Below are 23870 nucleotides of genomic sequence, written 5' to 3'. Positions count from 1 at the left end.
CGCACAATACGTGCTCGGCTCCGGGGCGTTCGGCGACGTACCATTCGCTGGGGGGTGGCGTCTGTGTCGTCGCAGGTGGAAACGGTGCCGGTCGAGCAGTTGCCGGGGTGGCTCACGCTGCTGCGTGCGCCCAACGCGGGGCCGATGACGCTGGACGGCACCAATACGTGGGTGCTGCGCGCGCCCGGCGCGCCCGAGGCCGTGGTGATCGATCCGGGCCCGGACGACGCCGGCCACCTCGCCTCGATCGCCGAGCACCAGCCGTTCGCCGCGATCCTGATCACGCACGGCCACCACGATCACGTCGAGGGAGCCGAGACGCTGTCCCGGATGCTGGGTGGCGTGCCGATCCTGGCCGCCGATCCGAAGCACGGCGATCCGCTGCCGGAGCGGGCGCGGATGGCGGGGCTCGACGTCGAGGTGATTCCGACGCCGGGACACACCGCGGATTCCGTGTGCTTCTCCGTCACCGACGGGCAGACTCCCGCGATCTTCACCGGTGACACGATCCTCGGCCGGGGTACCACGGTTGTCGCGTGGCCCGACGGGGATCTCGGGGACTACCTGGCGAGTCTCGGGGCGCTCCGGGCGTACCAAACTCTGATGTTGCCCGGGCACGGCCCGGTGCGCAGCGACTGCGGTGAGCTGGCAGCGGCTTATCTGACCCACCGTGAGGAGCGGCTCACGCAGGTCCGGGCCGCGATGGCGGCCGGCGCCGACACGCCCGAGGCGATCGTCGACGTGGTCTACCCGGACGTGGACCCAAGTGTCCGCTTCGCGGCAGAATGGTCGGCCCGCGCGCAACTTGAATACCTGAGGCGGGAATCACAGGCGGCCCCGGAACAGTTGGACCCGCTGTGACCTGTCCAGTGTGCGGAACCGTCGCCGTTCCCGGTGCCCGTTTCTGCCACAACTGTGGTGCGGCGCTGCCCGCTGCGGCAACACTCCCGGCGGCGGAGCGGCGCATCGTCACCGTGCTCTTCGGCGACCTCTCCGATTTCACATCCTGGTCCGAGGACCTCGACCCCGAGCGGGTCGGCGCGGTCACCGACCGGGTGCTCGCCGCCCTGGCCGGCGCGGTCAAGACGTTCGGCGGCCACGTCGACAAGCTCACCGGTGACGGGATCATGGCCGTCTTCGGGGCGCCCGTCGCGCACGAGGACGACGCCGAGCGTGCCGTCCGGGCCGCGCTGAGCATGCAGCGTGCAGTCCGCCGGGTCCTCGACGACGAGCGTGGCGGCGGCGCGCCGCTGGGCCTGCGCGTCGGGCTGAACACCGGCGAGGTGGTCGCGGGCATCCAGGCCTCGATCGAATACACCGTCATCGGCGACACCGTGAACACCGCCGCCCGGCTGGCCGACGCCGCCGCGGTCGGTGCTGTCTACGCGGGCACCCGCACGTCGGCCGGCACGCGGCACATCGCGAGCTGGCGACAGTTGCGGGCGCTGCGGCTCAAGGGGAAGCGCGAGCCCGTTCCGGCGTACGAGCTGCTCGGCCTGCACGACGCCCCCGGCACCCGATCGGGCCTCGGTGACGAGGCGCCCTTCGTGGGCCGCGAGACCGAGCTGGGCCGCGTCGCGGGCCGGCTCGCCGAGGTGATCGACTCCGGTTCCCCGCGCGTCATGGTCATGACCGCGGAGGCCGGTATCGGCAAGACCCGGTTCGCGGGCGAGGTCAAGCGGCTCGCGTCCGGATACGACGTGGGCCCGGGCCGGTTCGCCAGCCACACCGGCGCGCGGGTGCTGCGGGCCCGCTGCCGCGCGTTCGGCGAGCGCCGCCGCTTCGCGCCCCTGGCCGACCTGGTCCGCAAGGCCGCCGGTCTGCCCAAGGACGTCGCCGCCACGATGACCCGTTCGGTGGTCGAGGAGCGGCTGCGCAAGGTCGTCTCCCGGCTGGTCCGCGACGGGGAGACCCCCGACGTCGACCTGGACCGGCTGCTCGCGCTGCTCGGTTATGGCGAGGCACCGGCCAATCCGGTCGGCCCCAACGCGGTCGCCGAGTGGCAGCCGACCGGCGGGACGCTGCCCGAGACCGAGACCATCCCCGCGGCCGTCGCCGGACTGCTCAGCGCGCTGGCGAAGGAGGCACCGCTGGTCGTCATCGTCGACGACCTGCACGACGCGAGCTCCGAGACGATCGACGCGCTCGGCGGTGTGCTCTCCCGCCTCGACGGTCCGGTGGTCCTGCTGCTGCTCGGGCGCCCCGAGCTGGTGCGCACGGCGGGGGCGCTGACCCGGCTCGCCGACGCCGAGATCCACACGCTGCCCCCGCTGCGGGGTGCCGACGCGTCGCGGTTGCTCACGTCGTACCTCAACGGGGGAAAGCTTCCGCAGTCCGACGCGGACCGGTTGCTCGCCACCGCGCAGGGCAACCCGTTCTACCTCGCCGAGCTGGTCACGCTGCTGATGGAGCGTGGCGCGCTGATGCCCGCCGTCGGCGCCAACGCCGCCGGCAGATGGCAGCTCGCCGACGGTTCCATGGGCAGTCAGCTGCTCTCCCGCGACCTGGCCGCGGTCCTCGCCGCCCGCATCGACGCGCTGCCGGGCGAGCCCCGCTCGGTGCTGCGCGACGCCGCGGTCGTCGGCGATACCGTGCCGACCGGCGTGATCGAGGCACTGCGCGAGCGGCGGGCTCCCGGTGACGCCCGGCCCGGCGCGGTCGCCGCCGTCGAGCTGGAACGAGCCGTCGACGAGCTGCTGCAACGCCGCATGCTGCACCGGGTCCGGGGCGGCTACGCGTTCAGCACCCCGCTCATGCGCGAGGCGGCGTATGCGGGCATCGGCAAGGCCGACCTGGCCGACCGGCACGCCTACCTGGCACGCTGGGCCGCCCCCGAGACCGTCACCGCGCTCGGCTATGACGGCGCCTCGCGACTGAGCCTCGGCGAGAACGAGCGGGACGCGTTCGTCGCCTCCCACGCCGAGTGCGCGGTCGAGCTGGCCGATGCGGTCCGGCTGCGCCCCGATGCCACTGCCCGCGAGGTCGCGCCGCTCGGTGTCGACGCGCTCGGCCGGATGGCGCGGCGGGCGCTGGCCAACATCGAACCGGCCGCTTCCATCGCGTACGCCGAACGGGCCGCCAGCATCGCCAAGGACGGCCTGGCCCTGCCCGACCAGCTGGTGCACGCCCGGGCCCTGCTCCGGCTGGGCCGGGCGAACGAGGCGCTGGCCTTCGGCGAGAAGATCGCCCGCAGCTCCACCGACGAGCCCGTGTGCCGTGCCGAGGCGCTGCTGGTCGTCGGCCGGGCGCAGGAGGCGCTGGGCGAGCAGACCAGGGCCGTCGCCGCCTGGCAGGAAGCCCTGGAGGTCGCCACCGACGCCGAGCTGGCCCCCGAGCGCGCCAACGCGATGCGCCGGCTGGGCATGGCCGACTTCCTCTCCGGCAAGCTCAGCCAGGCCAGCAGCCGGTTCGCGGCGGCCTACCAGGTCACGCTCTCCGCGGGCGACCGGCACGGCCAGGCCTGGGCACTGCAGAACCTCGCGTGGGTGACCACCACCCGCGGTGACTTCGCGGGTACGGACGCCGTGCTCGGGCGGGCCGCACGACTGTTCGCCGAGCTGGGTGACCCGGTCGGCCGTTCCTGGCTGCGCGGGACCACGGCGTTCGCGCGGCTGCTCGCCGGGCGGCTGCACGAGTCGCGCCGGCTGGCCAGGATCTTCCTGCCGTTCGGCGACCGGGTCGGCGAGGGCTGGGCGGTGGGCACGCTGCGGGCCGTCGAGGCGTACGCGTCCGCTGAGCTGGGCGATCTGGCCGAGGCTGATCGCGAGGCACGCCGGGCGTTCCGGGACTTCGACGCGGTCGCCGACGACTGGGGCCGTGGACTCGCGCTGGTCGTGCGTGGTGGCATCGCCCGCAGCCTGGGCGAATACGACCACTCGCACGATCTGCTCACCGACGCGCTCGACTACGCGGACCGCACGGGTCACCCGTTGCTGCTCGGCATGGCCGGCACGTTGCGCGGGTTCGTGGCGCTGCAACGCGGTGAGGTGGATGCTGCCGAGGCCGACGCGCGCCGGGTGATGACGGCGGTCGAACCGCACAATCCGCTCGCACCGGCACAGGTCGGACCGCGGGTGCTGCTCGCCGAGGCGCGGCTGAGGGCCGGGGATCCGGCCACGGCGGTCGGGCTGCTCGCCCCGATCGCCAGTGACACCGGCGCGTCGCTGCTTTTCTCGCGGCGGCAGGCGCTCGCGTCGTACGCCTCGGCGCTGCTCGCCGACGGCCAGGCGGAGACCGCCGGAACCTGGATCAGGCGGGCGCGAGAGGTCAAGGCGGAGGACGTCCGTAGCTCGGTGGTCGCCGCGTTGGTGCAGGCCAGGGTTGATGCGGCAGCCGGTGACATGGCAGCGGCGAGGGATTCGGCCGAGGAGGCTGTGCTGCTCGCGTACTCCACGGAACAGTCCAGCGAACGGGTCGCCGCGGAGGAGGTCAGGGACGCTCTGGCTCTCTCCATCGTGGAACGTCCGGAATCTGTCGCGTACGCGTCTGACGTGCCGGGATGATCTGGTCCGCCGGTCGCGTATTTTCTAACCCGTGACGGATACCCCGCCGAACCGACTGCCCGTGCCCTACGTGCCAGGCATGTCCGGCTTGTCCGTCATGGCCCGGGGTGGTTACGCCACCGTCTACCGGGCCACGCAGGACTCCGTCGGCCGTGACGTGGCGATCAAGGTCGAGAACAGGACCCTGGACAGCCCGCGTGATCAGGCGCGCTTCCTGCGGGAGGCGAAGGCCGCCGGGCGCATGTCGTCGCACCCGCACGTCGTCGACCTGTTCGACGTCGGCGTGACCGTCGACCAGCACCCGTACCTCATCATGGAGCTGTGCGACGGGTCGTACCTGGACCGGATGCGGGTCTCCCCGCTGAACGCCGCCGAGACCCGCGACCTGGGCGTGAAGATCGCGGACGCGCTGGTGCACTCGCACGCCAACGGGGTGCTGCACCGCGACGTCAAGCCGGCCAACATCCTGTATTCGCACTTCAACCCGGCGGTGCTGGCCGACTTCGGGCTCGCGGTGCTGGGCGAGATGCGTGATTCCTCGGTGACGCTCGAGGTGCTGACCCCGGCGTACGCACCGCCGGAGATGTTCTCGCACGCCGACCCGTCCGGGGCCGTCGACGTCTACGCGCTCTGCGCCACCCTCTACGCGGTGATGGCGGGCCGGCCGCCGCGCTGGGAGAGCGACCGCAGCCCGAGCCTGATCACGCTGATGGACCTGTTCAACCGGCCCATCCCGGATCTGCCGGACATCCCGCGGGCGCTCATCGAGGTGCTGCGCTACGGCATGCACAACGAGCCGCGCGCCCGGCCCAACGCGGAACAGCTGCACGACCTGCTCGCCGACCTGCGCATCGACCCGCCGGCGGGCACGGCACCGGCCGTCTACCGCGCGGCGACCTTCGTGCCACCCGCGCCGCGGCCGGTGTCCACGCCGCCTACGCCTTCTCCACAGCCGCGCCCGATCCCGCCGGTGACCCCGACCAGGGACACCGCGGACGAGACGCCGACCGTGCACACCGGGGATCAGAAACGTGGCAAGCGGAAGTGGCTCTTCGGTGGCTTCAGCGTCTTTCTGATGCTCGCCATCGCCGCCGGCGGCGTCCTGCTCGCCAAGGACCAGGCGCCGAATGTGCGGACGCTGGCGGCCCGGGTGAAAGCATCGCCGAGCGCGTCCCTTTTGCCGGGATGTGGTGATGCTGAGGCGCACTGCCCGAGCCAGGTGGAGTGCTACACGCCGCAGGGTGGGGCCGCTCACAGGATCGCGTGCGCCGGGGAGCACAGCTGGGAGGTCTTCGCGGTCGGCTCGTTGCCCGCGGGTCTCGACCCGGCTGACCGGGCGGCGGTGACGAGTGACCCCCGGGTGCAGCGCGTCTGCAGCCCGGCGATGTTCACGCGGACAACCGCCCGCACCGACAGCGCCGCGTGGGCACTGTCGGTGCTCCCGCCGACCACCGGAAACCGCACGTTCCGCTGCCTCGCCGGTCAGGACGGCCTCAGTGGTGCGGTGCTGGCAGGCTGACTGATCGCGGTCTCGCGCCGCTTCGGAATCGGCCCCGCCTGTTCGGGGTCTCGCGCCGCGTCGAAATCGGCCCGCCGCTTCGGGATCGGCCCCCGCCTATTCGGGGTCGAGCACCGCCAGCAGCTCGCCGGTGTCGACCTCGGCTCCCGGGTGCACCGGCAGGGAGGCGACCACGCCCGCGGACGGCGCGTGGACCGGGTGCTCCAGCTTCATCGCCTCGAGGGTGAGCAGCAGCTCGCCGGCGCGTACCCGCTGACCCGGCACGACCAGCACGCGGCGCACGGCACCCGGCAGCGGCGCGATCAGTGAGCCCTCGGCGGCCTCCGGCGCGGGCAGGGGGAAACGGGACAGCTCCCGCAGCGCCACCGAGCCCTCGGGGCTGTCCACGTACGACACCTCGCCGACCCGGTGCACCTTCAGCGTGAGCCGGATGCCGTTGACGTCCAGATCCACCCGGCTGCCGTCGGCGTGCACGACCACCGTCGGCGGATGGTCGTCCAGCGTGGGTGCCTGACCCAGCCCGGCCAGGTCGAGCTCCTCCGGGTCGACCGCGCGGACCCACCAGCCCGACAGCTCGCCGTGCCGGTTCATCCGATAGCCGACCTCGACCGGGCCGGCCGGGCCGTCGTACACGGCGGTCTGCGATCCGGAAGGTACGTTGCGCCAGCCCGACGGCAGCGACCGCAGCACCGGGGCGCTCGCGCGGCGGGCAGCGGCGCCGGCGAGGGCAGCGGCGAGGCAGGAGATGCGGACGGCGTCCACGGAGGACAGCAGCGGCGCGAACACCTCGGGGTGCCGGTCCAGGAAGCCGGTGTCGACGTCCCCGGCGCGGAAAGCCCCGTGCCGCAGGACCCGGACGAGCAGGTCACGGTTCGCGACGACCCCGTGCAGCTCGGTGCGCGTCAGTGCGGAGGCGAGCATCCGTGCCGCCTCCTGCCGCGTCGGCGCCCACGCGACGAGCTTGGCCAGCATCGAGTCGTGGTGTGCCCCGACCACCGAGCCGTCGACCACGCCCGAGTCCAGGCGCAGGCCGGGCTGGGGCAGGGGGCGGAACGAGCCGGCCACGTCGGGGACCTTGAAGCGGTGCAGGGTGCCGGAGGCGGGCAGCCACGCGTACGCCGGATCCTCCGCGCAGATCCGCACCTCGATGGCGTGCCCGCGGATCGGCGGCGGGCCGGGCATCGGCAGCGTCCCGCCCTCGGAGACGAGCAGTTGGAGCCGGACGAGGTCGTACCCGGAGACGCACTCGGTCACCGCGTGTTCGACCTGCAGGCTCGGGGTCAGCTCGATGAACCAGAAGTCGCCGTTGTTGTCCAGCAGGAACTCGACGGCGCCGACGCCGACGTACCCCACTGCTCGTACCGCGAGAATCGCGGCGCGGCAGAGCTGCTCACGCAGAGCGGGGTCGACGGCCGGAGAGGGGGTCTCCTCGATGATCTTCTGATAGCGGCGCTGGACCGAGCACTCGCGCTCACCGAACGGCACGACCGCGCCGTGGGTGTCGGCGATGATCGGCACCTCGATGTGCCGCACGTTCTCCAGGTAGGGCTCGCAGAAGACGTCGTCGCCGGTCTCCTGCCGGGTCGAGGCGACGGCCTCGGCGAGCGTGACCGGGTCGCGGACGACCCGCATGCCCTGCCCGCCGGAGCCGCCGGCCGGTTTGATCAGCACCGGGAAGTGGGTGACCTCGGTGGGGTCGGTCGCGGTGGCCAGCACGGGTACGCCCGCCTCGGCGACGATCGCCTTGGTGTGAACCTTGCTGTGCAACGTGCCCAGGGTCTTGGCCGGCGCACCGACCCAGATCATCCCCGCGGCGGCCACCTCGGCGGCGAACTCGGGATCCTCGGAGAGCGGCCCGTTGCCGGGATGGATGGCGTTCGCGCCAGCACGTTTGGCCGCGGCGAGGATCAGGTCGCCACGGAGGTAGGTGTTGGCCGGTGCGGAGCCACCGCTGAGCCGGACCGCGTAGTCCGCCTCCGTGACGTGGGGGGCATCTGCATCGGCATCGGAGTAGACGGCGACCGTCTCGATGCCGACGAGGCGGCACGTGGCGAAGACCCGGCGGGCGATCTCCCCACGGTCGGCCACCAGAAGACGTCGGATCACTGCTCTGCTCTACCTTTCCGGAAACTTTTCAGGCCGTCAGGGGCGGAAGACGCCGACGTGTTCGGCGCCTTCCACGGCCGCGCTGTGAACCGCGGACAGGCAGAGGCCGAGGACCGTACGGGTGTCGCGTGGGTCGATGATGCCGTCGTCCGGGAGCTTGCCGAGCGGGGCGTCCGAGGCGCGCTCCGCCGGCCAGCTGAAGAGGAACCGGGGCTCGTACGCGCGCCCGTAGATGCCGCCCGCCTCCTCGCCCGGGGTCGCGCCGATCATCAGCGTCAGGTGCGGGACGGTGGACTTGGCGACGGCGTGCACGAGCGGGGCGCCGTGGCGTACGTCGGCCGCCTCGTGCTGTTCGGCCGTGGGCGCCCCGGTGTACTGCACGAACAGCAGCGTGGTCGACGTCGCGTTGGCGAGCTGGATGAAGTGGACGGCCTTCTGCGTCTCCGCCGGGGAGAACGCGCCGCCCAGGTTGGCCAGCACACCGATCGGGTAGCCGTGCAGCTCGCCCCAGCCGGTCACCAGCGCGGTGCCCTGGGCGGGCTTGAACTCGTCGAAGTCGCTGCCGTCGAGGATCCGCGCGAGCACCTCGCGCGGCTCGAACAGCGATCCCGGGCCGGTGCCGGCCATCGTCAGCAGGTCCTCGGCGTCGTGCCGGGGCGGTGCCGGGGGGAACGAGCGGGGGAACGGGCCGCGTTTGCGCCAGTTGAAGCGGCGTACGCACTGCCGGGCCAGGCGCAGCCCGTCACGCTCGTCCTCGGCCAGCTGGTCGGCGGGGCCGGTTACCCCGGCGGGAACCGTGGGCGCGCTGCGTACCTCGGGGGCGGGCCGGCCGTTCGCGCCGGACGCCCGGACCGGCTGCGGGTGGATGGTGAGCATCTTGGCGTGCCCGCGCACCATGATCGTGTAGTCGGAGAGCGCCGGTAGGTAGGCCGCGTCCCCGGTCGTCGCGCCGAAGACGACGCAGACGGTCGGCACCCGGTCGGCGGTGAGCTGACTCAGGTCCCGTGCGATCGCGCCACCCGGCGGTGGCCCGGCCGGTGCCGCCGCGCCGGTGGACTCCACCAGGTTCACCAGGGGCAGCCGGTTGACCGCGGCGATCCGGGCCGCCCGCCGGATCTTCTCCACGGTGTACGGGTTGACGGCGCCACCGTCGACGGTCGGGTCGTTGGCGACCACGACACACTCCACGCCCTCGACCACGCCGATGCCCGTGACCACACTGGCACCGATCGGGAACTCCGAGCCCCACGCCGCGACGGGGGACAGCTCCAGGAACGGACTGTCCTGATCGAGCAGCATCTCGACCCGTTCCCGCGGCAACAGTTTGCCGCGCGCGTGGTGCCGGGTGACCCACTTCTCGCCGCCACCGGCCCGCGCCGCCTCCAGAGCCGCCTCGAGTTCCGCGAGCCGCTCCAGCATCGCGCTGCGGTTCGCCAGGTACGAGGGCGTACGCGGGTCGATCGCGGTGTCCAGCACGGTCATGTCGTCACCCCGCTGTGCTGCACGCCCGCCACCTCGTTCAAGACCGCGCCCTTCCGCCCGTGTAGTGCCTCTCGACCACCTCCGTAACGAACGGCGAACCGGGTGCGACACGGATCTTTGCGGGCGGGCTTCGTACCCGGATCATGCATTTGTCCGTTATTCGGGCACGCTAAAGGGCCGTCCGTGTGGACGGCCCTTCGCGGGTGTTCTTATTCTCTTTTTTGCGGGTATCCGCTGTGCTCAGACTCGAGCTCGGCGGGCCAGACGCTCGGGGTCGAGGATGATCACGCTCTTGCCGTCGAGACGCAGCCAGGCCCGAGACGCGAAGTCCGCGAGCGCCTTGTTGACCGTCTCGCGGGAAGCGCCGACGAGTTGCGCCAGCTCCTCCTGCGTGAGGTCGTGCGTCACGCGCAGCACGCCACCGTCACGAGTGCCGAAGCGGCCCGCCATCTGCAGCAGGTTCTTCGCCACCCGACCGGGGACGTCGGTGAAGATCAGGTCCGCGAGCGCGTCGTTCGTCCGGCGCAGCCTGCGAGCGAGCACGCGCAGCAGTTGCTCCGCGATCTCCGGCCGGTTGTTCAGCCACGGGCGCAGCGACGACTTCTTCAGCCGCGCGAGCCGCGTGTCGGTCACCGCGGTGGCCGTGGCCGTCCGCGGGCCCGGGTCGAACAGAGCCAACTCGCCGAGCATGTCCGACGGGCCCATGATCGAGACAAGGTTCTGCCGGCCGTCCGCGGCGCGGCGGCCAAGCTTGATCTTTCCGGAGAGAACGATGTAAAGGCTGTCGCCCGCCTCGCCCTCATTGAAGACGATGTCGCCCTTTCGGAACTCGATCGTCTCCATCTCCTTGGCGAGCGCCTCGGCAGCCTCCGGGTCAACGCCCTGGAAGATCCCGCTGCGAGCCAGTACCTCATCCATCGCTGTACCTCCGACTACGCGCTTCAGCCGCGCAACATCAGTCTAGGCGTACGCGGGCCGCAAACGGGCGGGCACCCCTCGATCTGGATCTCGCAGCGTAACTATTACGCCCATCGGTGGCCGAAAACTGTCGCTCTCGGTGAGCGAAAGTCAGTCATTCGACGGTCGTCGAGCTTGCTGCCCGACGGTATCGTCCCGATCGATGAATGCCCACCCCCCGCAGCACCGTCGGGCCCTCTTCGGACGCCCAATTCTGACAATTACCATCGTTCTGGCCGCACTGGTCGGTGCCGGTCTCGGTGGCATGGCGCTGGCTGATCGCGACGACGACCCGTCCGCCGCGACATGGAAGCCGGCCCCCGCGGCGACGTCCTCCAAGGCGTCAGGAGCCGTCAAGCCGACGACCGAATCGGCTACTGAGAGTGATGATGCAATTACCTTCTCCGCTACCGGGGACATCATCATGGGCAGCGCGCCGAACAAGCTGCCCGCGAACGACGGCGACGACTTCTTCGACTCGGTGCGGGAGGGGCTCAAGTCCGACCTGGTCATGGGCAACCTCGAGCAGCCGCTGACGACCGACACCGGAACATCCAAGTGCGGTTCCCCGGCGCGCGCCAACTGCTTCGCCTTCCGGTCGCCCCCGGCCTATGCCGAGCACCTCAAGGACGCCGGCTTCGAGTTGCTCAACACCGCCAACAACCACTCCAGCGACTTCGGGCCGCAGGGCTACGCCAACACCGTCAAGGCGCTGGACGGCGCCGGGCTCAAGCACACCGGTGCCAAGGGCGAGATCACGGTGGCCGAGGTCAAGGGCGTGAAGGTCGCGGTGGTGGGCTTCTCGCCGTACGCCACAGCGAACAACGTGAACGACTACGCCGCAGCCAAGGCCGTGATCGAGGAGGCCAAGGGTCAGGCGGACCTCGTCGTCGTCCAGGTGCACATGGGCGCCGAGGGCTCCGACAAGGGGCACGTGAAGTCCGGCAGCGAGCTGTTCTTCGGCGAGAACCGCGGTGACCCCAAGAAGTTCGCCCGCACGGTGATCGACGCCGGTGCCGATGTGGTCGTCGGGCACGGGCCGCACGTGCTGCGGGGTATGGAGTTCTACAAGGGGAAGCTGATCGCGTACAGCCTCGGCAACTTCGCCGGCGGCGGTAAGACGCTCAGTCGCACCGGGGTTCTCGGCTACGGCGGCATCCTGCACGTGACCATCACCAAGGACGGCACGTTCAAGGGCGGCAAATTCCTCTCCACGGCGCTGAACTCCGTCGGCACGCCGACCCGGGACAGCGAGAACGAGCGGGGCCTGGCGCGCGTCCGGGAGCTCTCCACCGCCGACTTCGGGGACACCGCCGCGGTGATCGGTAAGGACGGATCGATCGAACCGCCGGCGTGACGACGTACTCTTGGCCGCGTGAGTCGTCCCGCAACCCTGCCCGTTTCCGCCGTGCTGGCCCGGTCAGCGAAGCGGTTCGCCGGGGAGACCCCGATCGGCCGCAAGCGCCGGGCCCGCAAGATGGCCCGGGTGCTCGCCGAGACGCATCCCGACGCGCACTGCGAGCTCGACTTCGAGACCCCGCTGCAGCTGGCCGTCGCGACCATTCTGTCGGCGCAGTGCACCGACAAGAAGGTCAACGAGGTCACGCCGATCGTCTTCAAGCGTTACCTCAGCGCGGCTGACTACGCGGCGGCCGACCGGATGGAGATGGAGGCGATCCTCCGGCCGACCGGCTTCTTCCGTGCCAAGACCGACTCGCTGATCAAGCTGGGTCAGGCCCTGGAGGAGCGGCACGAAGGCGTCCTGCCGCACACGCTCGACGAGCTGGTCGCGCTCCCGGGCATCGGGCGCAAGACTGCCAACGTGATCCTGGGCAACGCGTTCGACGTCCCGGGCATCACCGTCGACACGCACTTCCGCCGGCTGGTCAACCGCTTCGGCTGGGTGCACGAGGAAGACCCCGTGAAGATCGAGTTCCTGGTCGCCGAGCTCATCGAGAAGCGCGACTGGACCATGTTCTCGCACCGGATCATCTTCCACGGCCGTCGGGTCTGCCACGCCAAGAAGCCCGCGTGCGGCGCCTGCAGCCTGGCCACCATGTGCCCGTCGTACGGCCTCGGCCCGACCGAGGCCGCCCCTGCCGCGAAGCTCCTGAAGGGTCCCCGCGCCCGCGAGCTGGCCATCCAGGTGGGCCTCGACCCCGACCTCGTGCCCGCCGCGGCGATCGCGACCCCGGACGTTCCGTGATCCGAGGCTTCCGGTGGTCGGGCGCGCCGATGGTGTTGCTGCTCTCCGCCTGCACGGCTACCGCGGTGACGCCGACCCCGACCGCTTCGTCCCCGTTTGCCGGATGTTCTTTCACTGGCGGGTCCGGCCCCGCGCCCGACCTGCCGGCGTTGACCCTGCCCTGCTTCACCGGTGGCGCCGAGGTGCGGACCGGCGATCTGCGTGGGCCCGCGGTCATCAACCTGTGGAGCTCCTCCTGCGACCCGTGCCGGGATGAGCTGCCCGTGATGCAGGCGCTCGCCGACGCGACCACGGGCAGGCTCCAGGTGCTCGGCGTCGACACGTTCGACTCCCGGGACGCCGCCGCGTCGTTCGCCACGGACTTCGGCGTCACGTTCCCCACCCTCTACGACCGCGACCGGAAACTGCTGCTGGGCCTCGGAAAGACGGCGCTGCCCGTGACGGTGTTCCTCGACGCGGACGGGAAACGCTTCGTCTACACGGGCACGGCGCTGGACAAACCCACCCTCGGGACGCTCGTGCGCACCCACACCGGTGTGACGGTGACCGGATGACCGCCGGCCTGCCGGGTTGGTGGGAGCCGCTGCTCACCCGGGTCAGCACGGCACGTAGCGAGGACTTCACGCCCATCCGGCCACCGAGCAGTGGGGGACGGGCGAGCGCTGTCCTCGTACTGATGGGGGAGGAAAGACCCGGAGAGCCGGACCTGCTGATCCTGCAGCGGGCCGCGACCATGCGTACCCATGCCGGTCAGCCCGCTTTTCCCGGTGGGGCGGCCGATCCGGAAGACCGTGACCCGGCAGCGACCGCACTGCGTGAAGCTCAGGAAGAGGTCGGTCTCGACCCGGCGACGGCGACGGTCCTCACCACGCTGCCGGAGCTCTACATCCCGGTCAGCCGGTTCGTGGTCACCCCCGTCCTGGCCTGGTGGCACGCCCCGCACCCGGTCTGGCCCTGCCAGCCCGCGGAGGTCGCGAGGGTCGCCCGGCTGCCCATCGCCGAGCTTGTCGATCCTGCCAACCGCCTACGGGTACGCCATCCGAGCGGCTGGGTCGGCGACGCGTTCCAGGTCCAGGGCATGCTCGTCTGGGGTTTCACCGCCGGAGTCATCTCGACGCTGCTCGACATGGCCGGCTGGAGCGTGCCCTGGGATCCCGGTCGCGTCCTGGGTTTGGAGGGGCTCGATATCCTGCCCCCACGGGGTTCCGACCCGGCCACTGCGGCACCGACCGCCTCCGACGAGGTGGTCTCGTGACCGTCACTTCTATCCTGAGCGAGTGCTTGTGGTCGATGGAATCCTGATCCTGCTCATGGTGGTCTTCGCGATCAGCGGCTACCGGCAGGGTTTCGTCATCGGCGCACTGTCCTTCGGTGGATTCTTCAGCGGCCTGCTCATCGGCCTGCAGATCGGCCCGCTCATCGCCAACCAGTTCGCGAGCAGCACCACCCGCCTGATCGTGGCCCTGGTGTCCATCTTCGCGCTGGCGGTGCTCGGCCAGACCCTCGCCGGCTGGCTCGGCACCAAGGTCCGTCGCGCCATCGAGAGCCGCCCCTTGCAACGCCTCGACGACGCGGGCGGTGCGCTGGTCTCGGTGGTGGCGGTGCTCCTGGTCGCCTGGCTGATCGCGGTCCCGCTCGGCTCCACGCCGTTCCCCGACATCAACCGCCAGGTGCGCAGCAGCTCGGTCCTCAACGGCATCAACTCGCTCATGCCGGCCGAGGCCCAGGCGCTCTCCTCCAGCCTGCGCGAATCCCTCAACACCAACGGCTTCCCCGACGTCTTCGGCGGCCTCACCCGCACCGACGCCCGCGAAGTGGCGGCACCCGACCCGGCCCTCGCCAAATCCCAGGTGGTCGTCAACTCCCGCAAATCCGTCATCAAGGTGCTGGGCACGGCCCCGAGCTGCTCCCGCCGCATCGAGGGCTCCGGCTTCGTCTACGCCGACGAACGCATCATGACCAACGCCCACGTCGTCGCCGGCACCCGCGACGTCCAGATCGAGACCCAGAACGACAAACTCGAGGGCAAAGTCGTCGTGTACGACCCGGAGCGCGACCTCGCCGTCATCTACGTCCCCGGTCTCAAGGCTCCGATCATGCCGTTCGTCAAGAAGCCAGCCGCCACCGGAGCCAACGCCATCGTCCTCGGCTTCCCCCTCGACGGCCCCTACAACGCCCAGGGTGCCCGGGTCCGCGACGTCAGCAAAATCACCGGCCCCGACATCTACGACGCCGGCAAGGTCACCCGCGAGATCTACACGATCCGGGCCCTGGTCCAGAGCGGCAACTCCGGCGGCCCCCTGATCGCCCCCAACGGCGACGTCCTCGGCGTCATCTTCGCCGCCGCGGCCGACGACCGGAACGTCGGCTTCGCACTCACCGCAGCCGAAGCCGCCGGAACGGCTACCCTCGGCATCCAGCGCACCCGGGGCGTCAAGACCGGCGAATGCGCCTGACCGCTCCCCTGCACTGGGCCTGACCGCTCCCCTGCACTTAGAAGAAGGCACCATGCCGCGGAAGCGGCCAAGCATCCTTCGGCAGACCTCTTTGCCCAAAACGTTGTGGCATGACGTGCCCCACGTGCCGGGACTCGACAAACACAGCCAGCACGAGATCAGCGGCATCGAATGGAGAACGGCTCAGGACTGGGCCCGGGACGGCCTCTGGCCCGGCGCCGTCGGCGAGGCGCTGAAGGCCTGGCGGCAGATCGTCGAACGGCCCCGGACGCGGGTGTTTCTGCCGTGCGCCTGCTGCGGCCGTCATCCGCGGGCTGTTCTGCAGGAGGCCCTTGACCGGATTACCGCGCCCACCGCTCGGCGCCTGCTGAACCTGATCGGCCCGCTCGACGACGACTTCCGCCGGCACACGCGCAAGGGATCCACACCAACCGGCCGGCTCGCCGTGGTGGGAACAACGGTTACCGCTTCACGACTGAGGTGGTCCGCTGGGACCTTCCGCGACCGGGGTGGTCTGCTGGGACCCTTCGCGACCGCGGTGGTCTGCTGGGACCCTTCGCGACCGCGGTGGTCTGCTCGGACCCTTCGCGACCGCGGTGGTCTGCTCGGACCTTGGGCGGGGGCTAGGTGGCGCCGGCGAAGCGGCGGACCGTTAGTAACGCTGCCAGGGTGGAGAGCAGGAACAGGGCTGCGGCGGGCCACCAGGTGTGGGTTTCTGCCGGGGCTTCGGCCTGGCCGCCGGGGATGGCGCTGCCCGCGTTGGTGCCGGGGACGAGGGCGCCGACCGTTCCCTTGCCGGTGGTGTCCGGGGCTGACTGGGCCTGGCCGCCGGATGCCGGGGCGCTTCCGATCCGGGCCACACCGGGCGACGCCGTGGTGTCTAGGGGGTTCTGGACGACGGTGGGGAGCTCGGCGGTCAGGGCGCCGGTCGGGTCGACCATGCCGTAGCCGTACTCGTCGTCGCGGCCGGGGACGCCGCGGTCCTTGGCTGTCCTGAGGATGCGGTTGACCACTTCACCGGCCGGCATCGTGGGCCAGCGGGAACGGATCAGGGCGGCGGTGGCCGACACCATCGGGGCGGCGAAGCTGGTGCCCTGGACCCGCCAGTAGCCGTCCGGGCGGGCGCCGACGAGCTGGGTCGCGGGGGCGGTCACCACGGTTTCCTTGCCGGTGATCGAGCCGGACCAGAGGTCGGTCCCGTCCTTCTCCATGCCCGCCACCGCGATCACGCCGGGCTCGCGGGCCGGATACCAGACGCCGGTCGATGTCGAGGTGCTTGCGTTGCCCGTGCACGCCACCACGACCACGTCCTTGGCGAACGCGTAGTCGAGCGCCGCTGCCAGGGCCGCGCTGCTGCCGTTGCCGCCCAGCGAGAGATTGATGACCCGGGCACCGTTGTCGACCGCCCAGCGGACTGCCTTCGCCACGATCATCGCGTCGTCGTAGCGGTTCTCGCGGTCCAGGACCCGGACGGGGAGGATCTTCGCTTTGGGCGCGATGCCCACCACGCCGGCGTTGTCGTCGGAGCGGCCCGCGATGATGGCCGACACCGTCGTGCCGTGGCCGACGAGATCGGTGTCGCCGTCGCCTTCCGGGTCGACCAGGTCGAGGCCCTTGAGCACCTGACCCTGCAGATCGACGTGGTCGGCGTCGACCCCGGAGTCGATGACGGCCACAGTGACGCCCTCGCCCATCGAGTAGGTCCAGGCACCGGCGACGTTCAGCGTCTTGAGATGCCACTGCTCGGCCCGCACGGAGTCACCGATCACCGGCGCCGCCACCGCCGTGCCCCCAAGCCCCGCCGCCGAACCACCCATCGCCGCCGCCGAGCCGCCCAGACCCGTTGCTGAGCCGCCAAGAGAAGTTGCCGAGCCGCCCAGACCCGTTGCTGAGCCGCCAAGAGAAGTTGCTGGGCGGGCCAGGGCTGTTGCTGAGCCGACCAGGGCCGGGCCGGCCGTTGCGGGGGCGGCCAGGGCTGGGGCTGTGGTGAGGGCGGCGCAGAGGCAGGCGGCTGAGGTTGCGGCTGCGAGGCGGGACGGGATGTGGCCTACCAACGCGCACCGCCGTGCCGGGTCTGTCGCGGAGAACCAGTGCCTACGCCACCGCGACCACGGCCGCCCTGGGCCGGGTCAAGCGGCGCCTGGCACGCCATGGCCGCGGGCCGTGCCGCTCGGAGGGCGGCGGGCCGACAGGCATGGGGTCGCGTGGAAGTGGCCCGCCGCGGGGGGCGGGACGCCTGCGGTGCTTCGCTCACAGCTCTCACTGGTCGGCGTTGCCATTCTCATCATGGGCGGTCGATGGTGGGAGATTACTCCGAATCTGCACGTGGGTGCCCTTGTATGTGGACGACTATCGCACCCTTGGTGCGTTCGTCCTGGTGAACGGGTCAGAAGGGCGGGAGGTGCGACAGCTGGATCAGGCGCAATCCTTCACGGCGGGTCACCAGACGGCCACGGCCCGGCGGCATCGGGGTCGGGCGGGCCTGGCCGATGAGCATGCCCTCGTCGGGCGGGCCGGACATCACGAGGCCGGGTGAGGAGAGCTCGCGCAGGCGCTGGATCACCGGGTCGTACATGGCTCGGCTGGCACCGCCGGCGCGGCGGGTGACGACCAGGTGCAGGCCGACGTCGCGGGCCTGCGGCAGGTATTCCAGGATCGGCTGCAGCGGGTTCGTCGGGCCCGACGCGATGAGGTCGTAGTCGTCGACGAGTACGAACAGCTCCGGGCCGTTCCACCAGGACCGGTCGCGCAACTGCTGGGCGGTCACGTCGGGGCCGGGCAGGCGGCGTTCCATGTAACCGGCCACGGACTGCATGAGCTCGAGGGCCTTCTGCGCCTGGATGCCGTACCCGATGCGGTGTTCGGTCTCCGGCAGGTCCATCAGGCTGCGCCGGTAGTCGACCAGGATGATCCGGGCCTCGGTCGGCTGGAACCGGGTGGTGATGGAGGTCGCCAGGGCCCGCAGGAACGACGACTTGCCGCACTCGGCGTCGCCGAACAGCAGGAAGTGCGGGTCGCTCGCGAAGTCGATCGTGACCGGCTGCAGGTCGGCCTCGGCGATGCCGATCGGCAGGCGCAGACCGGTGCTCGCGTTGAGATCGATGTTCGCGTAGGGGAACGAGTCGGGCAGCAGACGCACGCGCGGGGCGACGGGGCCGGACCAGTTCGTCGCGATCATCTTGACGAGCTCCGCAGACTCGGCGTTGGCGAGCTCCGGCCGTACGGTGAGGAAGTGCAGGGCTTTGTTCTTGTCGTTGGGGTGTTCGATGATGCCGCGGCCGGGCTTCTCGGGCACGTTGATGGCCGCGCGCCGGTTGATCGACGAGTCGGTGGGGTCACCGAGGCGTAGCTCCACCCGCGAGCCGAAGAGGTCGCGGATCGCCGGGCGGTAATCCATCCAGCGGGGTGCGCTGGTCACGACGTGGATGCCGTAGGACAGGCCCCGGGTCGCGATGTCGGTGATGACGCTTTCCAGCTCGTCGTAGTCCTTGCGCAGGGTGGTCCAGCCGTCGATGACCAGGAACACGTCGCCGAACGGGTCGGTGTCGGCGCCGTTGTTGAGGCCCGCCTGTGCGGCGCGGCGCTTGCGGTAGGAGCCCATCGAGTCGATGCCGAGCTCACCGAAGCGGCGTTCACGCTGGGAGAGCAGGGTGGAGACCTCGCCGACGGTACGCCGCACACCCACCGAGTCGAGGCGCTGCGAGACGCCACCGACGTGCGGGAGGTCGCGCAGCATGCCGAGCGAGCCGCCGCCGAAGTCGAGGCAGTAGACCTGCACCTCGGCCGGGGTGTGGGTGAGTGCCAGGCCGAGGATCAGAACGCGCAACGCGCTGGACTTGCCGGACTGCGCGCCGCCGACGATGGCGACGTGACCCGCGCCGCTGGCGAGCTGCAGCCACATCACGTCACGGATCTGCTCGCGGGGCTTGTCGATGAGCGCGATCGGCACCTGCAGGGCGCCGTGCAGCTCCGGGTTGGCAAAGGCCAGACCGCGGGCGGCGTCCACGGTGACCGGGCCGAGCAGCTCGTCGAGAGCCGCCGACTTGGTCAGCGGCGGGAGCCACACCTGGTGCGCCGGCGGGCCCTGGCCGTTGAGCCGGTCGACCATCACGTCGAGCACGCTCTCGCCGGCCTGCTCGTCCTCGGGCGTCGGCTTGGCCGGCTTCACCGGTTTCGGCGCCGCGACGTAGTGGGTCGAGTAGGACAAAACCTGCGGCGCCGCACCGTCGCGGGACGCGCCGGGACCCCGGCTACCGGCCTTGCGGAAGGTTCCCGAGACGTACGCGGCCTTGAAGCGGATCAGGGGCTCGGTGCCGAACTTCAGGTAGCCGTGACCGGGGGAGCGGGGCAGCTCGTAGGCGTCCGGCACACCCAGCACCGCGCGGGATTCCAGTGCCGAGAACGTCCGCAGACCGATCCGGTACGACAGGTGGGTGTCGAGGCCGCGCAGGCGGCCCTCCTCGAGACGCTGGCTGGCCAGCAGCAGGTGCACGCCGAGCGAGCGCCCCAGCCGTCCGATCTGGACGAAGAGGTCGATGAAGTCCGGTTTCGCCGACAGCAGCTCGGAGAACTCGTCACAGATCACGAGCAGCGACGGCAGCGGCGGCAGGGCGGCACCACCCGCGCGTGCCTTCTCGTAGTCGCGGAGGCTCGCGTAGTTGCCGGCCTTGCGCAGCAGCTCCTGGCGCCGGATCAGCTCGCCGTCGATGGCGTCGACCATGCGGTCGACCAGGGGAAGCTCGTCGGCGAGGTTGGTGATGACCGCGGCGGTGTGCGGCAGCCGGTCGAGCGAGGAGAACGTCGCGCCACCCTTGAAGTCGACGAGGACGAAGTTCAGCACCTCGGACGAGTGGGTGGCGGCGAGGGCCAGCACGAGCGTACGGAGCAATTCGGATTTTCCGGAACCGGTCGCACCGATCAGCAGGCCGTGCGGACCCATGCCGTCCTGGGCCGATTCCTTGAGGTCGAGCTCGATGGCGGAGCCGTCGGCGCCGAGGCCGATCGGCACCCGCAGCTTGTCGCGGTTGGGCCGCGGCAGCCACGCCTGGGCCACGCTGAACGACTCGGGGTCACCGATGTTGAGCAGCTCGGCGAGGCCCATCTCGGTGGCCAGCGGGGTGTCGGTCGACTTGGACATGGCACCCAGCCGCAGCGGGGAGAGCCGGCGCGCGACGGCCTCGGCCTCCTCCTCGCTCAGCCGGTCGGGCATACCCACTTCAGAGGCATGATCCATCGCGTACGTGTGGAGCTCACGGTTGTTGCCCGCGCCCCGCACCTCGAGCACCAGCAGGGACCGGTCGAGCATCCGCGGCGGAATCTCGTCGAGGTCGAGCACGGTGACGCCGTCGATGCCGTCGTCGAGCTGGGTGGCGCCCTTCAGGTCGGCGCCGTCGAGCACGATCACGACGTGCGGGCTGGACCCACTGATGCCGGCGGGGTTGAACCGCGGCCGGTTACCGATGACGTCCTCGAGCAGCTTCTCCAGGTCGGGGCCGGCGCTGGCGACCAGGCGGACCTGGCCGAGCCGGTCGATCCGGGCCGGGTGCAGGTTGTGCGGCAGCCACTTGACCCACTCCCACATGGCGCGGCGCTCGGGGCCGGCGCACACCGCGATGAGCAGGTCGTCGGGGGCGTGGAAGACGGCGAGCTGGGTGAGGATCGCCCTGGTCAGGGCGCGGGCGTCAGCCTCGCCGCCACCGCCGTTGCCGCGCAGGAAGACCCGCGCGAAGCCCCGCAGGGAGACGGCCACGGGCAGGTCGGGGACCACGGAGTACGCGTCGAGGAACCGGCGCAGCGCACCCGCGGTCATCGGCTCGAGATCCTCCAGCGGGCGGGTGACCGGCGGGATCAGCGGGGTGGCGAGCGTCTGCGGACCGACGGCGAGGCGTACGACGCCGAAGTCGGGATCCGTCGGGCGGCGCTCCCAGACGCGGTGGCTGCTCGCAGTCGACCAGAGCTGGCCGGGATCGGGATGCCGGTAGTAGAGGCCGGTCCGCTGGCGGCTCGCCGTGTCACGCACACGGCGGCGCAGGCCGGACAGATGCCGCAGATATTCACGGCGGGCGGCCATCATCTCGGCCTTCTTCGGTGTGCCGTTGCCGCCGAAGGAGGTCGCGAGCATCGCGAGCGAGGAGACGCCGAACAGGCCGCCGATCACATAGGACATCCCGCCGCCGCGGCCCTGGCCCATCATCATGGCCATCGCCACGGAGCCGCCGAGCATCGGCAGGACCATGAAGGCCTGCTGCCAGCGCCCGCCGACCGCCTGAGGGATCTCGGGCGGTGGATCGACGGCGAGCTCGCCGGTCGGGATCTCAGGAGCCGGGCGTCGTGCCGCCCGCTTGATCACCACCGTGCTCATACCGCTTCAATCCCTTTCGTCAGCCACCACGGCTTTTGGGCGGATCATCCACCCGGGCCGAATGGCGGCTCCCCGTTCACGGCGCCCGTGACCGGGCACCATGCTGGGCCCAGGATAGGTAAAGTCCCCTGAGTTCCGCAGCCTCGCCTTCATCGATGGGAAATTGGGCCATGAGCGTAGGTCTTGCTCGAGTCACGATCAGCGCGCCTTCGCGCAGGGTCGACGTCGCGCTGCCTGAGCACGTGCCACTGGCCGAATTGCTCCCCGAAGTCCTGCGCCACGCGGGCGAAGGACTCGCCGACGACGGCGAAAAACACGGCGGCTGGGTGCTCCGGCGCACCGACGGTGTGGCGCTTGCCACTGCTCAGGGCCTGTTTCCCCAGGGCGTACGCGATGGTGAGGTACTTCACCTCGTCCCAGCCCGCGACCAATGGCCCGAGCTCGAGTACGACGACGTGGTCGAAGCCATCGCCGAAGGCGCCCGCCGCCGCGGCACGGTGTGGTCAACCGCGTCGACCCGCACGGCCACGCTCGTCGGTGCGGCTGTGCTCCTCTCACTGGGACTGCTCGCCGTCCTCGTGACGGGGCCGGCCTGGGACGGCTCGGCCTTCGTCGGGCTCGGCGTGGGACTGGTGCTCTCGCTTTCAGGCATCACTGCTTCCCGGGCGTACGGTGACGCGCGCGCCGGGGCTGCTCTGGGTGGCCTCGCGTTGCCGTACGCCTTCGCGGGTGGAGCGGTGCTGGTCACCGAGGGCACCGTCGACCGTGCCGGGGCCTTCTCGCTGCTGCCTTGGCTGGGTGGCCCCGAACTCCTCGCGGGCTCGGTCGCACTGCTTCTGCTCGCCGCGCTCGGCGGCGTCGGAGTGGCATCCTCACTGCGGATCTTCGCGGCCGGCGTCACCGTCGGACTGCTCGGCGCGGTGACCGCCCTGGTCGGGTTCCTGACCTCGGCGGCGGGCGCGGCCGCCGTACTCATCTCGATCCTGGTCTGCGGCATCGGCGCCCTGCCCCTGCTCGCCATCCGCTTCGGCAAGATGCCCACCCCGCCGGTCACCCTCCCCACCGGCAGCGAAGCCGAACAGACCTTCACCGGCGCCCGCAACACAACAATGGACGCCGCCCGCGAACGCCCCGACCGCGCCCGGGTCTTCGCCGCCGTCAGCCGCACCGAAGAACTCCTCACCGGCATGCTCACCGGTCACGCCGTCCTCGCCGCGGGCGCCTTCGTCGTTCTGGCCGCAGCGGGAGGCCTCTCCGCCCAGATCCTGATGGGCCTGGCCGTCGCCGCCTTCCTCCTCCGCTCCCGCCTCTTCGTCACGCTGCGCCAACGGGTCCCGCTGATCACCGCCGGCCTGTTCGGCGCGTTCGTCCTCGGCGTGGACCTGCTGTGGGGCGCCGGCTCGACCATGCTGATCGGCCTAAGCGTGGCGGGCCTGCTCCTCGCCATGGCCACGGTCGCCGCGGGTGCAACCTGGACCCGCCGCGCGCCTTCGCCGTACCTCGGCCGGGTCACCGACCTCCTGGACAGCCTCGCGGTCATCGCGGTCATCCCGGTGGCCTGCGCGGTGGTCGGCCTCTACAGCCTGGTCAGCAACATCAAACTCGGCTGATCCGCTTCGGGGCCTGGGTTGCTCTCGGCCGGATTGGTTCCGGCCGGGCTGCTCCGGGCCGAGCTGCTCCAGGCCGGGCTGGTTCGGGCCGGGCTGCGCCGAGCCGGATTCCTTGGGATCGGATCGGATCGGTCCGGCCGAGTTGCTTTGGCCTGGGCTTCTTTGGCCGGGCTTTTTTGACCGGGTGCTTGGCGGGTTGCTTTGGCCGGGGCTGAGTTCTGCGCGGGGCCGGGGCCGACTCAGGCCGGGGGCGACTCAAGCTGGGGCTGACTGGGGCTGGGTCGCTTCGGGCTGGGCCGACTCGGGCTGGGCCTACTCAGGCTGGACCGACGCGGGCTGGACCGACGCGGGCTGGACCGACGCGGGCTGGACCGACGCGGGCTGGGTCGCTTCGGTTCGGGCTGCCTTTGTGTCGCTGATCTTGTGCCGGTCGTTTCGTGCCGGGTTGTTTGGTGTGGGGTCGCTTCGTGTCAGGCCGCGGCGTGTGGGCCGTTTGGAATCTTGGTTTTGTGCCGAATTGTTTTCTGCCTGGGCCGCCCTCGACGGGCTCTGAGTGGCTCGGGGTGAGGTGGGGTTGGGGCGTTGGTCGGGTTGTGCTCCGGGCAGTAAACAACGACGGCCGGGCGTGGGGCCCGGCCGTCGTCATTTGTGCTTTCGGGCCCTTGCGGGCT

Annotated in this window: 14 protein-coding genes; 9 read left to right on the top strand and 5 right to left on the bottom strand. The window is 71.1% G+C overall.

Going from position 1 to position 23870, the window contains the following annotated elements; translation table 11 throughout:
• Positions 1 to 144: 144 nt before the first annotated feature.
• From Aco04nite_RS15190 to Aco04nite_RS15180, 3 genes are all read left to right on the top strand, one after another.
• Positions 145 to 861 (top strand): MBL fold metallo-hydrolase, encoded by a 717-nt coding sequence (locus Aco04nite_RS15190; RefSeq protein WP_212997952.1) that lies wholly within the window; start codon positions 145 to 147, stop codon positions 859 to 861.
• The gene (locus Aco04nite_RS15185) at positions 858 to 4502 is read left to right on the top strand and encodes an adenylate/guanylate cyclase domain-containing protein (protein ID WP_212997870.1); all 3645 of its coding nucleotides are present in this window, start codon (positions 858 to 860) and stop codon (positions 4500 to 4502) included. Before Aco04nite_RS15190 ends, Aco04nite_RS15185 begins: the two co-directional genes overlap by 4 nt.
• Before the next feature lie 79 nt (positions 4503 to 4581).
• Positions 4582 to 6021: a serine/threonine-protein kinase gene (locus Aco04nite_RS15180; RefSeq protein ID WP_244876008.1), complete on the top strand. Its 1440-nt coding sequence runs from the start codon at positions 4582 to 4584 to the stop codon at positions 6019 to 6021.
• Positions 6022 to 6117: 96 nt separating this feature from the next.
• Here Aco04nite_RS15180 and Aco04nite_RS15175 read toward each other — a convergent pair whose 3' ends face one another.
• From Aco04nite_RS15175 to Aco04nite_RS15165, 3 genes are all read right to left on the bottom strand, one after another.
• A complete protein-coding gene (locus Aco04nite_RS15175; RefSeq protein WP_212997868.1) occupies positions 6118 to 8127 on the bottom strand; it encodes an ATP-binding protein in 2010 nt (669 codons plus the stop codon).
• Positions 8128 to 8163: 36 nt separating this feature from the next.
• A complete protein-coding gene (locus Aco04nite_RS15170; RefSeq protein WP_212997867.1) occupies positions 8164 to 9609 on the bottom strand; it encodes a carboxyl transferase domain-containing protein in 1446 nt (481 codons plus the stop codon).
• A gap of 240 nt (positions 9610 to 9849) precedes the next feature.
• The gene (locus Aco04nite_RS15165; RefSeq protein ID WP_067509198.1) at positions 9850 to 10527 is read right to left on the bottom strand and encodes a Crp/Fnr family transcriptional regulator; all 678 of its coding nucleotides are present in this window, start codon (positions 10525 to 10527) and stop codon (positions 9850 to 9852) included.
• Positions 10528 to 10729: 202 nt separating this feature from the next.
• Between Aco04nite_RS15165 and Aco04nite_RS15160 the strand changes: the two genes are divergently transcribed.
• The 5 genes from Aco04nite_RS15160 (at position 10730) to Aco04nite_RS15140 (ending at position 15228) form a co-directional block, all read left to right on the top strand.
• Complete coding sequence (locus Aco04nite_RS15160; RefSeq protein WP_212997866.1) at positions 10730 to 11923, top strand: CapA family protein; 1194 nt, start codon at positions 10730 to 10732, stop codon at positions 11921 to 11923.
• A gap of 51 nt (positions 11924 to 11974) precedes the next feature.
• Positions 11975 to 12772: an endonuclease III gene (nth, locus tag Aco04nite_RS15155; protein ID WP_280519346.1), complete on the top strand. Its 798-nt coding sequence runs from the start codon at positions 11975 to 11977 to the stop codon at positions 12770 to 12772.
• A 149-nt stretch (positions 12773 to 12921) separates the two neighbouring features.
• Complete coding sequence (locus Aco04nite_RS15150) at positions 12922 to 13326, top strand: TlpA disulfide reductase family protein (RefSeq protein WP_244876007.1); 405 nt, start codon at positions 12922 to 12924, stop codon at positions 13324 to 13326.
• On the top strand, positions 13323 to 14027 hold the full coding sequence (locus Aco04nite_RS15145) for an NUDIX hydrolase (protein WP_212997865.1): 705 nt from the start codon (positions 13323 to 13325) through the stop codon (positions 14025 to 14027). The genes Aco04nite_RS15150 and Aco04nite_RS15145 overlap by 4 nt, the downstream gene beginning before the upstream one ends.
• Before the next feature lie 22 nt (positions 14028 to 14049).
• Positions 14050 to 15228, top strand: a complete 1179-nt coding sequence (locus Aco04nite_RS15140) for a MarP family serine protease (RefSeq protein WP_212997864.1) — start codon at positions 14050 to 14052, stop codon at positions 15226 to 15228.
• A gap of 623 nt (positions 15229 to 15851) precedes the next feature.
• Here Aco04nite_RS15140 and mycP read toward each other — a convergent pair.
• Entirely contained in the window at positions 15852 to 17045 is a 1194-nt protein-coding gene (gene mycP / locus Aco04nite_RS15135; protein ID WP_212997949.1) for a type VII secretion-associated serine protease mycosin, read from the bottom strand.
• A 569-nt stretch (positions 17046 to 17614) separates the two neighbouring features.
• Positions 17615 to 21589, bottom strand: coding sequence for a type VII secretion protein EccCa (gene eccCa, locus Aco04nite_RS15130; RefSeq protein WP_212997863.1), 3975 nt, complete (start codon positions 21587 to 21589; stop codon positions 17615 to 17617).
• 170 nt (positions 21590 to 21759) lie between these two features.
• On the opposite strand from eccCa, the gene eccD reads away from it, so the two are divergent.
• Positions 21760 to 23199, top strand: coding sequence for a type VII secretion integral membrane protein EccD (gene eccD / locus Aco04nite_RS15125; RefSeq protein ID WP_212997862.1), 1440 nt, complete (start codon positions 21760 to 21762; stop codon positions 23197 to 23199).
• Positions 23200 to 23870 lie beyond the last annotated feature (671 nt).

The sequence above is a fragment of the Winogradskya consettensis genome, from assembly GCF_018332715.1.
Classification (GTDB): Bacteria; Actinomycetota; Actinomycetes; order Mycobacteriales; family Micromonosporaceae; genus Actinoplanes; species Actinoplanes consettensis.
This window is presented reverse-complemented; position numbering and strand designations above follow the sequence as displayed.